19 protein-coding genes are annotated in these 13,654 nt (G+C 60.1%); 10 read left to right on the top strand and 9 right to left on the bottom strand.

Annotation, left to right across the window (positions count from 1 at the left end; all coding sequences use genetic code 11):
- Positions 1-8: 8 nt before the first annotated feature.
- Entirely contained in the window at positions 9-395 is a 387-nt protein-coding gene (locus AB4Z24_RS08655) for a hypothetical protein (protein WP_441707488.1), read from the bottom strand.
- Between AB4Z24_RS08655 and AB4Z24_RS08650 the strand changes: the two genes are divergently transcribed.
- Positions 394-606: a hypothetical protein gene (locus AB4Z24_RS08650; RefSeq protein ID WP_441707486.1), complete on the top strand. Its 213-nt coding sequence runs from the start codon at positions 394-396 to the stop codon at positions 604-606. The genes AB4Z24_RS08655 and AB4Z24_RS08650 overlap by 2 nt on opposite strands.
- Here the strand turns inward: AB4Z24_RS08650 and AB4Z24_RS08645 are convergent.
- Positions 603-1,100 (bottom strand): DUF992 domain-containing protein, encoded by a 498-nt coding sequence (locus AB4Z24_RS08645; protein WP_441707484.1) that lies wholly within the window; start codon positions 1,098-1,100, stop codon positions 603-605. The two genes, AB4Z24_RS08650 and AB4Z24_RS08645, sit on opposite strands and share 4 nt — an antisense overlap.
- Before the next feature lie 179 nt (positions 1,101-1,279).
- Positions 1,280-1,705 carry a lysozyme inhibitor LprI family protein gene (locus AB4Z24_RS08640; RefSeq protein WP_441707483.1) on the bottom strand — a complete coding sequence of 142 codons (426 nt, stop codon included), beginning with the start codon at positions 1,703-1,705 and terminating at the stop codon, positions 1,280-1,282.
- A 183-nt stretch (positions 1,706-1,888) separates the two neighbouring features.
- Here AB4Z24_RS08640 and AB4Z24_RS08635 point away from each other — a divergent pair, with 183 nt between their 5' ends.
- The 3 genes from AB4Z24_RS08635 (at position 1,889) to AB4Z24_RS08625 (ending at position 3,794) form a co-directional block, all read left to right on the top strand.
- Entirely contained in the window at positions 1,889-2,347 is a 459-nt protein-coding gene (locus tag AB4Z24_RS08635; RefSeq protein WP_441707791.1) for a thiol-disulfide oxidoreductase DCC family protein, read from the top strand.
- 55 nt (positions 2,348-2,402) lie between these two features.
- The gene (locus AB4Z24_RS08630) at positions 2,403-3,326 is read left to right on the top strand and encodes a pirin family protein (RefSeq protein ID WP_441707481.1); all 924 of its coding nucleotides are present in this window, start codon (positions 2,403-2,405) and stop codon (positions 3,324-3,326) included.
- Positions 3,327-3,476: 150 nt separating this feature from the next.
- A complete protein-coding gene (locus tag AB4Z24_RS08625; protein ID WP_441707479.1) occupies positions 3,477-3,794 on the top strand; it encodes a hypothetical protein in 318 nt (105 codons plus the stop codon).
- A 49-nt stretch (positions 3,795-3,843) separates the two neighbouring features.
- On the opposite strand, the gene queF is transcribed toward AB4Z24_RS08625, so the two are convergent.
- The 3 genes from queF to queE form a co-directional block, all read right to left on the bottom strand.
- Positions 3,844-4,305: a preQ(1) synthase gene (queF, locus tag AB4Z24_RS08620; RefSeq protein ID WP_441707477.1), complete on the bottom strand. Its 462-nt coding sequence runs from the start codon at positions 4,303-4,305 to the stop codon at positions 3,844-3,846.
- Positions 4,306-4,311: 6 nt separating this feature from the next.
- On the bottom strand, positions 4,312-4,701 hold the full coding sequence (locus AB4Z24_RS08615; protein ID WP_441707475.1) for a 6-pyruvoyl trahydropterin synthase family protein: 390 nt from the start codon (positions 4,699-4,701) through the stop codon (positions 4,312-4,314).
- Positions 4,702-4,787: 86 nt separating this feature from the next.
- On the bottom strand, positions 4,788-5,417 hold the full coding sequence (gene queE, locus AB4Z24_RS08610) for a 7-carboxy-7-deazaguanine synthase (protein WP_441707474.1): 630 nt from the start codon (positions 5,415-5,417) through the stop codon (positions 4,788-4,790).
- Positions 5,418-5,640: 223 nt separating this feature from the next.
- Between queE and AB4Z24_RS08605 the strand changes: the two genes are divergently transcribed.
- On the top strand, positions 5,641-6,126 hold the full coding sequence (locus AB4Z24_RS08605) for a PaaI family thioesterase (protein ID WP_441707472.1): 486 nt from the start codon (positions 5,641-5,643) through the stop codon (positions 6,124-6,126).
- Positions 6,127-6,238: 112 nt separating this feature from the next.
- Here the strand turns inward: AB4Z24_RS08605 and AB4Z24_RS08600 are convergent, their stop codons facing one another.
- The 3 genes from AB4Z24_RS08600 to AB4Z24_RS08590 all read right to left on the bottom strand — a co-directional run bounded on the left by AB4Z24_RS08600 (position 6,239) and on the right by AB4Z24_RS08590 (position 7,876).
- Entirely contained in the window at positions 6,239-6,589 is a 351-nt protein-coding gene (locus AB4Z24_RS08600; protein ID WP_441707470.1) for an endonuclease domain-containing protein, read from the bottom strand.
- Between the two features lie 202 nt (positions 6,590-6,791).
- Positions 6,792-7,514 carry a 7-cyano-7-deazaguanine synthase QueC gene (gene queC, locus AB4Z24_RS08595; RefSeq protein WP_441707468.1) on the bottom strand — a complete coding sequence of 241 codons (723 nt, stop codon included), beginning with the start codon at positions 7,512-7,514 and terminating at the stop codon, positions 6,792-6,794.
- A gap of 2 nt (positions 7,515-7,516) precedes the next feature.
- Complete coding sequence (locus AB4Z24_RS08590) at positions 7,517-7,876, bottom strand: GFA family protein (RefSeq protein WP_441707466.1); 360 nt, start codon at positions 7,874-7,876, stop codon at positions 7,517-7,519.
- Between the two features lie 155 nt (positions 7,877-8,031).
- Here AB4Z24_RS08590 and eno point away from each other — a divergent pair, with 155 nt between their 5' ends.
- From eno to AB4Z24_RS08565, 5 genes are all read left to right on the top strand, one after another.
- Positions 8,032-9,318 carry a phosphopyruvate hydratase gene (eno, locus tag AB4Z24_RS08585; RefSeq protein ID WP_441707465.1) on the top strand — a complete coding sequence of 429 codons (1,287 nt, stop codon included), beginning with the start codon at positions 8,032-8,034 and terminating at the stop codon, positions 9,316-9,318.
- A gap of 331 nt (positions 9,319-9,649) precedes the next feature.
- Positions 9,650-9,778: a hypothetical protein gene (locus AB4Z24_RS08580; RefSeq protein ID WP_441707463.1), complete on the top strand. Its 129-nt coding sequence runs from the start codon at positions 9,650-9,652 to the stop codon at positions 9,776-9,778.
- 102 nt (positions 9,779-9,880) lie between these two features.
- Complete coding sequence (locus AB4Z24_RS08575) at positions 9,881-10,180, top strand: hypothetical protein (RefSeq protein WP_441707461.1); 300 nt, start codon at positions 9,881-9,883, stop codon at positions 10,178-10,180.
- A gap of 198 nt (positions 10,181-10,378) precedes the next feature.
- Positions 10,379-12,610, top strand: a complete 2,232-nt coding sequence (locus AB4Z24_RS08570; RefSeq protein WP_441707459.1) for a GumC family protein — start codon at positions 10,379-10,381, stop codon at positions 12,608-12,610.
- Positions 12,600-13,640: a glycoside hydrolase family 5 protein gene (locus AB4Z24_RS08565; protein WP_441707457.1), complete on the top strand. Its 1,041-nt coding sequence runs from the start codon at positions 12,600-12,602 to the stop codon at positions 13,638-13,640. Before AB4Z24_RS08570 ends, AB4Z24_RS08565 begins: the two co-directional genes overlap by 11 nt.
- Positions 13,641-13,654 lie beyond the last annotated feature (14 nt).

Genomic DNA, 13,654 nt, shown 5'->3' with positions numbered 1-13,654 from the left:
AGACTTTGCTAGTGCCGTGGCTGGCCGTTGAACGTGAACTCGAACTCGTCGTGCATGTTCTGCGCAGCCTGGCGCCAATCGCCGGCCTGCCCGTTCAGCGCAGCGTCGATTTCGGCGCGTGTCTGGTTGCCCTGCTGCTGATCGATCGCCGCAACGGGTTGGGCCGGAACGCGGGTTGGAAGAGCGCATAGCCGTGTTGCGAGATCTTGAAGTTCGCCGAGGATCGCTTCGCGTCTCAGTTCGTGCTGAAGCGCAACGTTGCGAACATCGCGAAGTAGCTGTTCGTCCACCCTGCGGATGGCATCGGATAGCGTCAGGACAAAATCCTGTTCGGTGCGCGCATTTTCCGCCAGGCGAATGAGCATTTCTTCGACGTTTTTTGATAGTGCGGCCATGATTTTTCTCCTCGCGGCTAGAGCGTCAATAGCGTGCGATTCTCATGGCCAAAAAGTGATGCCGTTATGCTCGGAAGATGCGCTAAGCAGCGCGCAAAGCGTGAGAAATGGGATGAATGAAAAATATTCGTTCGTCGATGAAATCGAAAACGAGATTGGCGCGCTGCATTTCTATCCGCAGCGCGCCGCTCTAATTTCGTTTGCGATTTAAGGCGCGAAAATCGTCAGTCCTGCGACGCCTGCCGAGAGGTTGAGGCCCGTCTGGCCTTCGAGGCTCACGGGCTGCAAAATGATGGATTGGCTGGAGCCGCCAATCAGCGCGTTGGCGTTGCCGCCGATGCCCACGGCCGCGCCGGCGGTGACGCCGCCGTAATTTCCTTCGAGTGCTTCGCTCGGGATATTTGTCGTCGGTCCGAGCACCGTCCAGACCATTGTGCTATCGCCCTTGATGCCGATGTCGAGGCCGACCTTGGTGATCGTTGCAGCATAGCGATAGCTGCGTCCGCTGACGGGCGTTTCGAAGTTGCACCTGAGGTTCTGCTTCGATCCGAAAATGTATCCGACGCTTCCCTTGCCGTGGCACGTCAAAGTGCCCACAGCGATTTTCGGCGTATCGGCCATCGAAGGTGCGATCTGCGCAGCGGCTGCCGCGACGAAAGCGGCGCATCCGGCCAATACACGGATGCCAAGGCGTGACGTAATCATGTGTTCTCTCCTGACGTCGGCTTCGCGCGCGGTCATATCCGGACGCGTGCATGGGCCCGAACGGCTCAGCATCTTCGTGGAGTTCCGACTACGTGCAGACGCGGGGTCTAATTCCCCAAAACGACAGTTCGGTGGCAATCATTCGGGGAGAAAGGTTAACTCGGGAACGAATGCGCCTTTCAATGTTCGGCGTATCGCTCTTTCAGCTCTTTGGTCCGCTGGATGGTCTTTTCGGTCATGCATCCGAGGATTGCAGCTGTGGCACCGGTGCCGCCGGACCATTCCTGAGCCACCAGATCTTTGCAGTCGGTATCGCGGTAGGTGACCCAGGCGCGTTGGGCGTTGCGCAACGCTTCCTGGAAGCTCGCTGTGTCGTACGGCTTTTCCTGTTCGCCGCGCGTTCGGATGTATTCAACCGCATTCGCGTAGGCGGCGTTGAGGGCCTTATCGGCCGCCTTATAATCCTTGTCGGCGCAGAAATTCATTTCGACCGTGTTTCCGGCGTTGGCACAATCGATCTCGGCGCGTGCGGGTCCGGTTGCCCAAAGGCTTGCGATGCCGAGATTGAGGAGAAGGCAGGAAACGTGCGCTACGCGGCGGGGCATCGATCGGAACTCCAAATGGCGCTGAGAAATGTCGTGTGTAACTTTCTATGCGTCGTACCTTCCGCCGGGTAGGCTTTATCCGGAATAATTCGGAATTGAGACGGAAGAGGAATTTGCATCATGATAGCGCCGGGTCTCCGTTACACAGACCTGTCATGAATTCTAGGCAGGAAACGATCCGTGATGCCGTTCAAAGCCTACAGCTACCGCAATGATCCGGCGGTTCCGAGTTTCGACGACACGCGGCCGCTGATCATTTTCGACGGTCTTTGCGTTCTCTGTTCGGGCGGCGTGCAGTGGATGCTTGATCGCGATCCTGCGGGACGAAGCCAGTTCGCAGTCATTCAGGATCCGCTGCCGAGGGCCCTTTACACGCATTACAATCTCGATGCCGATGTGTTCGATACTTTCATGGTTTTGCGCGATGGGTTGCCGTACACGCGGTGGGCGGGTGCGATGGCTGCAGCCGAGACGATGCCGCAACCTTGGCGGGGACTAGGGCACGTTGGGCGCTTCGTTCCAGGCGTGATTGGCGACCGGATCTACGATTGGGTTCAGCGCAACCGGTTCAAATGGTTTGGCCGCCGCGATGTGTGCCGGCGGCCGAGTGCACTTGAGGCGTCGCGATTTCTGACTATCTGATGCCGGTTGCGGCAGGTGATGACCACCCCAATGTTTGCAGAAGAGGAGGCGCGCGATGAGTTGGCTCAAGGATAACGATCCCATTCCGGGCGATCGCCAATCGTGTGATGCGATCGAGCAGGTGATCGTGCCCAGAGCGCGCGATCTCGGCGGGTTTGAAGTGCGCCGCGCTCTGCCATCCGCGCAGCGGCAGATGATCGGGCCATTCATTTTTTTCGATCAGATGGGGCCTGCGCAATTTCTATCCGGACAAGGCATCGATGTGCGGCCACATCCACACATCGGGCTCGCGACGGTTACGTATCTCTTTCAAGGCGAGATGATGCATCGGGACAGCCTCGGGTCATCGCTCGCGATCCGGCCCGGGGAGGTCAATCTGATGACGGCGGGCCGCGGCATCGTTCACTCGGAGCGAACGGGGCCGGAAATGCGCGTGTCCGGTCAGGAAATGTTTGGAATCCAGGCGTGGATGGCATTGCCTAAGTCGCATGAAGAAAGCGCGCCGGCATTTGCGCATCATGACGTGAGTGCGTTGCCGAGGCTGGAGGGTGAGGGCAAGCGCGTTCGGATTATCACTGGGAGCCTTTACGGCGAGACATCGCCTGCAACGTTCCCGCACGCCTGCTTCTACGCTGAGGCCGTTCTCGCGCCGGGTGCCGTGCTGCCTCTCGATCCGGATTATGACGAGCGGGCGATTTATCTGGCTTCCGGCCGCATCGACATCGCAGGGCAGACCTTCGAGGGCGGCCAGCTTCTGGTTTTCAAGCCCGGCGACCGTATTTCAATTCTCGCGGAAACGAACGCGCGATTGATGTTGCTCGGCGGCGAGCCGATGGATGGGCCGCGTCACATCTGGTGGAATTTCGTATCGAGCTCACAAGAGCGAATTGACAGTGCCAAAGAAGATTGGCGTCAGGGCCGTTTCGCTATCGTGCCCGGCGATGAAACGGAATTTATTCCGTTGCCCGAAAACCGCTGATCCCGATTTGGCCGTAATTCATTTGGGTTTGCCATCAGAGATTGTTGCGCCGTACAGCTGCCGTTCAGTCAAGGACTCCTAAAGTGCATAAGCCGAAACCAGCAATTGCGATTGCATATTGCTGGAAGGCAATAAGCTTGGGAGACCGAAATGCGAAATCTTCTTTTGGCCGTGGCGCTGGGACTCGGGATCGGCTTTGCCGCGACCGGCGCTCAGGCCGCAGCAATCGGTGGAGGCAATCTTGCGGCTGTTGGGTCGGCCGCGAAGAGTGGCAACAGTGTCGTAGAGAAGACGCACTACCGCCGCCGCTGGCGTCATGGCTACCGTCACCGTTACTACGGTGGGCCGCGTTACTACGGGTACTACGGACCCCGTTATTACCGTCCCTACTACGGATATGGGTACGGATATAACTACGGCTATCGCCATCATCGCCACTGGCGTCATCACCACCGGCGTGACTGGTAATTCGATCAGCCCTTAGAGGCGGACCGGATGTCATTGCAGAGGACGGGGCTCAGCCTCGACCTCTGTACGGCTGCACGCCCTGATCCGGCAGCCAGACGTCTTTGGGAAGAGTTCCCGTTTGCCAAAAGACGTCGATCGGTATGCCGCCACGCGGATACCAGTAGCCGCCGATCCGAAGAAATTTCGGTTCGATAAGGCCGGCGATGCGTTTGCCGATCGCAACAGTGCAATCTTCGTGGAAGGCACCATGGTTGCGAAACGACGCGAGATAAAGCTTCAGCGATTTGCTTTCGAGCAGCCATCCGCCCGGCACGTAATCGATGACGAGGTGCGCGAAATCGGGCTGCCCCGTCACGGGACAAAGTGACGTGAACTCGGGCGCCGTGAAGCGGGCAACATAATCGGTATCGGCGTGCGGATTGGCGACGCGGTCGAGCTGAGCCGCCTCGGGACTTTCCGGTATCGCGACTTGCTTGCCGAGTTGAGTTGCGCCCGGCTGCTCCGCTGCCATCGCACGCTACTCCGCTGCTAAGCGGCGATCTGCCGGGGCAGGTCCGCGATAGATACAACCTTCGCTGCAGCTGTCACGATGGACCTCGACCTGGACAAGACCGGGGATACGGTTCGACAGACGGTTCCAAATCCACATCGAGATGCGCTCGAGCGTCGGCGCAGACAGGCCGTCGATATCATTGAGCATGCGGTGATCGAGCGCGTCTTCCGTTTCGCGGAGTGCTGCTGACAATTCATCGAAATGGAAGATGTAGCCCGTATCGGCGCTCGGCTCGCCTTCGACGACGATGCGCGCGCGAAACGAGTGACCGTGCACACGCGCATTCGGTGTGCCGGGTGCTGCCGACGGCAGGAAATGGGCCGCCTCGAACCTGAATTCCTTATAAATTTGCATGGCCGCTCCATACGGGATTTCGCCCCGAGGCGCCACCCCCGCTCGGGGGCCCAAACCGCGCCAAACGGGCGCGGAAGGCCTGTCCGTTAAGGGATTCCGAGAATTTTATGGGTTTGGACGGACAGACGCCAGGCCGGATTGGCCTTGCAGTAGGCGATGGCCGCAAGCGTATTGGCGTGCTGTTCGGGGCCGTCCATCGGCTGCAGGAAGCGTTCTTCGAAGTCGAGTTCCAGATAGCGCGCCGGGTCGCTGCCTTCCTGCGGGAAGACGAGTTTCAGCTCGTTGCCATGGCGCTGCTTGAGGTCTGCACCTGCCTTCGGCGAGACGCAGATCCAATCGATGGTATCGAGGACCGGCAGTGTCCCGTTGGTTTCGATTGCGATGCGAAAGCCGCGCGCGTGTAGGGCTTCAACCAGCTCCTGATCGACCTGCAGCATCGGCTCGCCGCCGGTCAGAACGATGAGTACTGACTGATTTGATGGGGGCGCGGCGGTGCGGCAGGCGTCGGCCAGCGCTTCCGCCGTCTCGAAACGGCCGCCGCCTTCGCCGTCGATGCCGACGAAATCGGTGTCGCAAAACTGGCAAATCGCCTTGGCGCGATCCTGCTCGCGGCCGCTCCAGAGGTTGCAGCCCGCAAAACGGCAGAAGACCGCCGGCGTGCCGGCATTCGCGCCTTCGCCCTGCAGCGTGTAGAAAATCTCCTTGATCGCGTACATGCCGGGATACCTACGAAGCGCGGCGGCCAAGTCAAGTCCGGCAGGGGGCCATGGTGACCGGCGCGCGTTCTTATCGCAATTTAGGCCCCGTGATGGTTCTGCTCGCGGTCGACGTTTCCTGCGGAACGCCGCCGCATTGAAGCGCGTCGAATTTGAGGACTATTTCGACCGCAGGACGAATTGCAATCCGTTCACGCTAGAAGCCCGATGAGGCGGACCCACCATGCAGCCTATTTCACCCGCATCCGACAATGTCGGCATTGTCGATCTCGAGACGCTGACTTCGATGAGCGGACTCGAGTTCCTCAACGCCATGCTGCGGGGAGATCTGCCCGGGCCGCCGATTGCCAAGACGCTCGGGTTCCACATGACCGAGGTCGAAGAGGGGCGGACCGTGTTCGTCTCCGAGCCGCGCGAAGAGTACTACAATCCCATCCGAACCGTGCATGCGGGTTATACCGCGACGCTGCTTGATTCCTGCATGGCTTGCGCGGTGCTTTCGACGTTGCCCAAGGGCACGGGCTTCACGACGATGGAATTCAAGGTTTTGTTGCTCAGGCCGATGACGAAGGACACGGGTCTCGTTCGTGCCGAAGGGACGCTTCTTGCGCGCGGGCGGCGCGGAGCAACTGCGGAAGGGCGATTGACGGATCACAGAGGCAAGCTGATCGCGCACGCTACGACAACGTGTTTGATCTTTCCGTTTTAGAAGCTAACGCGGATCTTTCGTCGCGCATCAGGTCCCTCACCTGCCCATCTCGCCGAAGGCGAGCCTTCGGCGAGATGGGCATCCTCTCCCGTTCCGGGAGAGGAAAAGAAGCTCAACGCTTGAACTCCACCGCGTCTGCGATCTGATCGAGAACGCCTTCCAAGTTGTTTTTGATATCTGCATTCCAAACACGCAGGACGCGGTAACCAAGCTCGTGCAGGCGTTGCGTCCTCGCGCCGTCTCGAGCCGCCTGAGCGGCCTCAGCGTGATGCGAACCATCAAGCTCGATTATCAAACGGGTGGCTTCACAGAGGAAATCCGCGATATACGGCCCGCACGGTGCCTGCCGCCGAAATTTCAAACCGTTCAGACGGCGATCACGAAGTCGCGCCCAAAGCTTGCGTTCCTCTTCGGTCTGGCGCCTGCGCAGTGTCCGCGCCGTCTTTGTCAGCGGATCTGTCATCGGCTTAGAGATCCAGCACCATCAAGTCCCTCACTCCGTTCCGGGAGAGGAAAGTACCTTTCCTTCTCCCTTGGGGAGAAGGTGCCCCGGAGGGGCGGATGAGGGGCTTTCGTGGTTCTTTCGTCGTGCATCAAGTCCCTCACCTGCCCTTCGGGCATCCTCTCCCGTTCCGGGAGAGGAAAGGGTACGGATACGGCGAATTTCAAGTTCCGGCTTCAGCGGTATCGCCGGTGCGCGTATGCCATTCGGTCCAGCCTTTGGCGCGCAGGTCGCAGGCGGGGCACTTGCCGCAGCCGTAACCCCACGGGTGGCGGTGGGTGCGGTCGCCCATGTAGCAGGTGTGCGTATCTTCGAGGATGATCTGGATGAGCTCTTTGCCACCGAGTTCCGAGGCGAGTTCCCACGTTGCGGCCTTGTCGATGAACATCAGCGGTGTTTCGATGGCGACAGGCGATGCCAATCCCAGCGAGAGGGCCTGAGCCATTGCCTGGATCGTATCGTTGCGGCAGTCCGGATAGCCGGAAAAATCCGTCTCGCACATGCCGCCGACGAGCGTGCCGATGCCGCGCCGATACGCGAGCGCCGCCGCGTAGGTGAGGAAGAGAAGATTGCGTCCCGGCACGAAGGTCGTCGGCAAGCCGGTCGCGGCGAACGTGATCTCGGTCTCGCGGGTCAAGGCCGTATCGCTGATGCTTTGGAGCGCGGGCAGGTCGAGGACGGTATCGCCGCCCAGCCGGTGTCCTTGGGCACCGAGGTGCCGGAGCTTCGAGCGGATGACCTCACGCTGCTCGAGTTCGACGCCGTGGCGTTGGCCGTACCTGAAGCCGACCGTTTCGACGCGGTCATAGCGGTCCAGCGCCCAGGCCAGACATACGGTCGAGTCCTGGCCACCTGAAAAGAGAACAAGAGCCGACGATTCCGGCACGGCTAGATGCTCCTGCCGTCGAAAAGAGTTGGCGTCAGAGAGGCGGCGTCGACCCCATCGAGGCATCTGACATTGATGGCCACCATGGACGCTCCGCTGGGCGTGGTTCCATAGGAATAGGAGCCGATCCCGCATTCCTGGCAGAATGTGTGGTGGATCTTCTTCTTGTTGAACAGGTACTCGGCCTCCTGATCCTTACCGGACAACAGGCGAAACGCGCCTATGGGGACGAAGCCCATGATCGACCCGCGTTTCTGGCAATATGAACAGTTGCAGATTTTCAGCCCATCGAGTGCAAGTTCGGCTTCAAAACGCACGCGTCCACAATGGCAACCTCCGGTCCACTTCCTCGTTTCTGACATTGGCGCACCTTTGGTCCTGGGCGAATGTCCTTCCGGGTAGGTTCGAACTGCCCGCGAGGACTTTGCCTTGTTCGCAATTGCGGTTAAAACCCGCGCCGAAACTCTTACAGCAGCCTCGCCTCGATAAGCCAGTCTCAAACATATCGGAAACGCTCATGACCGCCATCGTTGACATCACCGGCCGCGAAATCCTCGACAGCCGCGGCAATCCGACGGTCGAAGTGGATGTGCTGCTCGAAGACGGTTCGGAGGGGCGGGCCGCCGTTCCATCGGGCGCATCGACGGGGGCTCACGAGGCGATCGAACTCCGAGACGGCGACAAGGAGCGCTATCAGGGCAAGGGCGTCTGGAAGGCGGTCGACGCGGTCAACGGCGAGATCTTCGATGCGCTTTCCGGCATGGATGCCGAGGAGCAGCGCGGGATCGACGCGGCCTTGCTTCAGCTCGACGGTACGGAGAACAAGAGCCGTCTCGGCGCCAATGCCATTCTTGGCGTCTCGCTCGCAGTGGCCAGGGCGGCGGCACAATCGAACGACCTGCCGCTCTATCGCTATATCGGCGGCGTCAATGCGCACGTGCTTCCCGTGCCGATGATGAACATCATCAACGGCGGCGCGCACGCCGACAATCCGATCGACATCCAAGAATTCATGATCATGCCCGTTACGGCTGAGAGCTGTGCGGACGCGATCCGCGTCGGCGCGGAAATCTTTCACACCTTGAGGAAGAATCTGAAGGACGCCGGCCATAGCGTTTCCGTCGGCGACGAAGGTGGCTTCGCGCCGAACCTCAAGAGCGCCGACGAAGCGCTGAGCTTCATCATGAAGTCGATCGAGAAGGCCGGCTACAAGCCCGGCGAAGACGTGATGCTGGCGCTCGATTGCGCGTCGACCGAGTATTTCAAGGACGGAAAGTATCAGCTTGCCGGCGAAGGCAAGACGCTCGACAGTGCGGGCAACGCCAAATATCTCGAAGATCTCGTGAACCGGTATCCGATCATCTCGATCGAGGACGGGATGGCCGAGGACGACTGGGCCGGATGGAAGCTGCTGACGGACTTGCTCGGCAAGCGTGTTCAGCTGGTTGGCGATGATCTCTTCGTGACGAATACTGAACGTCTCGCCGAAGGCATCGAGAAGGGTATCGCGAACTCGATCCTGGTGAAGGTCAATCAGATCGGCTCGCTGTCCGAGACGCTCGACGCCGTCAGCATGGCTCAGCGTGCAGCCTATACTGCCGTCATGTCGCATCGCTCGGGTGAAACGGAAGATTCAACGATTGCCGATCTCGCCGTTGCGACCAACTGCGGCCAGATCAAGACGGGATCGCTTTCACGCTCAGACCGCTTGGCGAAGTACAATCAGCTGATCCGGATCGAGGAAGAACTTGGCGCCGTCGCTGTTTATGCGGGCCAGTCGATACTGAAGCGCCGGCCAAGCTAACGCCGCTCAACCATCAGAGGGCGGCGCGCTGACTGAGGCGCCAGTCGAATATGGCCTTTGTTGGGTTTTTATAACAGCGCGTCGCGGTATTGTGACGCCGGAACGCTACATCGTTCTGCCGCGTTCCGTTCGTATGAACGGGAGTGTTATGCGTCAGACAAAGCCAGTAATTTTGGGTGGGGCCGATCGAGCCCGGAAGATTGATCGTTATCGGCGCCGTGCGTGGGTGCAGCGCCGAGCAACGCTGCGTAGCGTTGAGCTTCCTGCCAAGGCGCCTCAGCACGTTCGCTCATGCATTCCAGGCGAATTTCCTGAACCGCCGAAATCAAAAATGTTCGCACGTTTTCGACGTGGCGTCGGCTTGATGTCGGATCTGCTGATCCTTCTCGTTGCCTCTCCGTTCTTCGCCGTTTGGTTTCTTTATCGCGGCGCAATGATACTGCTCCGCGGCATGCGCTGATCCGAATGTGATCGATGAATGCGTTGCACAGGCGGAACGCTGCAAGCAACGGATGCGTTCCAACCTTGCATTGTCAGTGAACCAAACAAGGATGGATACGCCATGAGGAAGATGATTGCGGCCTGCGCCATTGCGGCCCTGTTCGGCGCGGCACCTGCTTTCGCAGCCGACACGTCGAACGCCAATCAGCCGCCTTCGGACACGAGTTCCGGACCGGGCGTAAAGGGCGCGCCGGGCAGCACAAACGGCCCTGCCATGGATGCTAACGATCCTGCTGCGAATAGCGGCGCGAGTTCTGGAGATCAGGGCATGTCGCCCTCTCAGGACGCGACAGGCGTAAAGGGTGCGCAAGACAGCACCAACGGTCCTTCCAACAAGAAGCCCGGCGACGACGATAAATAGCCGGCTTGAAAGGCCCCGAAGTCGGGGCCTTTTTTATTGCCCGGATTTCGGGGGTGCTCGTTGGGTGCTCATGCAAGTTTCAATCGATTTTAACCAATAATGCGGCTGGCATATCGTTTGCTCATGAAGAGCGGTCGCCCTTGTGCCGATGGCACATGGGGCTTCCCTTTTCCTGTTGAGATGCGGTCGGAGTCAGACGTGTTTTTGGATCATCCCCATGCAGAGGCCGTGCATAATCGCTCTGCCACTTCGGCCGTGCCCTTCGCTTTCGATGCGAGCGCGGTTTTTGCGGCTCTCTGGCGGCGCAGGTTTTTCCTGCTGATTTGCGGCCTTTTAGGCGCTGGACTTCTGGTCACGCTCGCCAAGTTCGTTCCGCATCGCTACGTCGCCACGGCCCAATTGCTCGTCGATCCGAGAGACCTGCGCCTCCTCGACAAAGAGGTGACGCCGCGCGCCGGGGAGTCCGATTCCGGCATCACGGTCGTCGAGAGCCAGGTTCAGGTGCTGTCTTCGAACAGTGTTCTAAAACGAGCCATCCAAAAATTGGGGCTCCAAAACGATCCGGACTTCAACGGGACTGCGAGCAGCCCGCTGACTGCTGCGATCTCGGGCCTGACCGGGCCGTCGAGTTCGGAACAGAAAGGCGATTTGGAATTGGCGGCGCTGCAAACGCTGCAGCAGCGCATCGGCGTCAAGAGACCGGAGCGCACATTCGTCGTCGAGTTGTCCGTCAGCTCGAACGATCCGCAGAAATCGGTGCGTATCGGAGATGCCATCATCGCTGCGTATCTCGAAGATCAAGCGCAGTATCGGTCGTCGAGCAACGAGGGCGCGGCGGAAGCGCTCGATTCCGGTCTGAAAGCCATGCAGGATCAGGTCAACACCGCCGAGGAAAAAATCGCGGGCTACAAGGCTCTGCACAACCTCGGACTCGCGGGCGGCAAGCTTGTCGTCGAGCAACAGCTGACCGATGCGAACAATCAATTGGCTCTCGCGCGTGCCGCAACGGAGCGCATCAAGGCGCAAATCGACGACATCGAGAGATCGCGTGGGGCGCCGGAATCCATGCCGGAGATCATGGCGTCGCCCACTTTGATCAATCTGAAGAAGCAGCTCGCTGCGGCTTCCGCCGAACGCGCACGATTTGCCGCGCAATTGATGCCGAAGCATCCAGTCATGGTGACGATGGCGCAACAGGAAAGCGCGGTCCGTTCGGAGTTGGATCGCGAGATCCTTCGCGTTCTCGAAAGCATCCGTCACGATTACGAACGCGCGAAAGCCAACGAACAGTCATTGTCCGACACGGTGCAGCGTCTTAATGGCGAAATGAACGAGGCGGCCAAGGCGCAAATTGAATTGCGGGAACTGGAGCGCAATCTCGAGGTCACCCAGACGCTTTACCAGCAGTCGGTCGTGCGGTCGCGTGAGACGCGCGAGCAATCTCGCCTGAATACGACGAACGTGCGTATCATCTCTTCGGCTATGCCGCTTCCGGCACGCGTGTTTCCGCCTCGCGGCGTCATCTTGGCCGTGCTCGGCTTTCTGATCGGCCTGGCCATCGGCGCGGCGGCGACCGTGCTTCCGTTGGTCCGTCGCTTGATCGGATCTCACACTGCGAGCGAACCTGTTCGCGCCGACGCGCACGAAACGCCGGTCGAGATCGCGACTTCGCCCGCTCCGTCCCCGAAGAAGACTGTTTCGGAACAAGAGAGCGCGGTCATTCCGCTGGCGTCGCGCCGGTTGGTCAGCGACATGCGCGCTGCCTCGCGTGTGGCACAGACGCTGTGGCTTCGTGATGGAACATCGGCGATGGGAACGCTCGCGCGAAGCGCCGCGAAATCGTCCGATACCGTGTTCGCCGACCATATCCGGTCTCTGCAAGCTGCTGTGAACAGCGGCGCGAAAGCCGGTCAAACCGGCCGGACAGTTTGGTTCGTGTCGCATCATGCCGTTCCGATCAAGCCGGTTATTGCGCTGGCCTTTGCGCATACGATCGCGGCGGAAGGCAAACGGGTTCTGATTGTCGACGGCGATGTGCGGACGCCCGGTCTCACGCGGTTACTCGTTGCGGACAGTCAAGTGACGGCGCGCGTTGCGGTGGAGTCGAAGGGGCGGATCAGCAAGACGCAACAGCAGAATCTCGACGTGCTGATCGTCAGCAACCCCAAGGCCTCATCAATTCTCGAGGTGCTCGAGGATGCGAAGAAATCCTATGACGTCATCGTGGTCGATGCGCGGGTCGATGCGCTCTCGCCGGATCTCGACGGGACGAATTCGGTTCTCTTCGTTTCATCCCACCGGCCGAATGAGGCCGTCGCCGATCTTGGCTCTGATGCGACAACGAGGGACATTCCACGTCTTTGCGGGACTATCCTGACGGCGAAGGGCGTTGCGCGTTCGACTGCGGCAGTCGCGGCTCATGCCGTCTGACGTCAGCCGCCGGAATTTTCTGACAGCAACAGCCGCTGCAGGGGTGTTGCTTGCCGCGAAGCGCGGCGCCGGTGCGAGCGAGCGGCTGAAATTCGAGGTCATCGGCAACGAGCTTCGTTTTGGCGGCCGCCCGATCCGGTTGATGGGTGTCGGTGTCGGCGATCCGGTCTACGTTCGCGGCGAACGTCCGCTCAGCGATTACGCGCTTCTGGCGCGCGGATGGCACTGCTCGGCGGTGCGGATCAGCGTGCATCCGGGGCATTGGCGTCAGGACGCGGAACGCACACTCGCGCTGCTCGAGCGCGATGTTGCGGCAGCTCGCGCTGCGGGGCTCTTCGTCATCATCGATTGGCACGCGATCGGCTTCCCGGGCAGGTATGCGGAGCCTGTGGATCCGAGCTGGGGGTTGCCGCTCGATGCGTTCGCCTCCGATGAGGCGCTGGCGCTCGACTTCTGGCGCAGAGTTTCAGCGCGTTTCGGCGATGATACCGGAATTCTCTTCGAACTCTGGAATGAGCCGGTTTACGACGGCAAGCTGTGGCGGAGCACGGGCGAGCATTGGCCGTTCCTCAAGGCCTTGTGGGTCCGCCTGATCAAGGAAATTCGATCGCGGTCGGATGCGATCGTCATCGTCGCTGGCGGACGATGGGCGCACGATCTCAACGGCGTTGCGAGAGACCTGATCGATGATACGCGCGTCATCTATTCCTGGCATTGCTATCCGAACGAGGACCGTGGAGTCGCTTCGCGCTGGCCCGATAGTCTCGGCGGGCTTCCGGCCGTCAAGCCCGTGGTCGTCACCGAATGGGGCTTCAGCAGGGATGGCGACGATGCAATCCGAGGAACGCCGGAAGACTTCGGCATTCCGTTCACCCGCGAGATTTTAGAGCCGCTCAAGCTTCACTCAATGGCGTGGTGCTTCAGTTCGGGCGCAACACCGCGATTGCTCGCGCCGGATGGCATATCGCCTTCCGAGTATGGCGCGTTCGTTAAAGACTATCTGGCACATTCATGGCGGCCGCAGACGTAAGGCGAGGGTCGGCA

It is taken from the genome of Hyphomicrobium sp. 2TAF46, from assembly GCF_052114865.1.
GTDB lineage: Bacteria > Pseudomonadota > Alphaproteobacteria > Rhizobiales > Hyphomicrobiaceae > Hyphomicrobium_B.
This window is presented reverse-complemented; position numbering and strand designations above follow the sequence as displayed.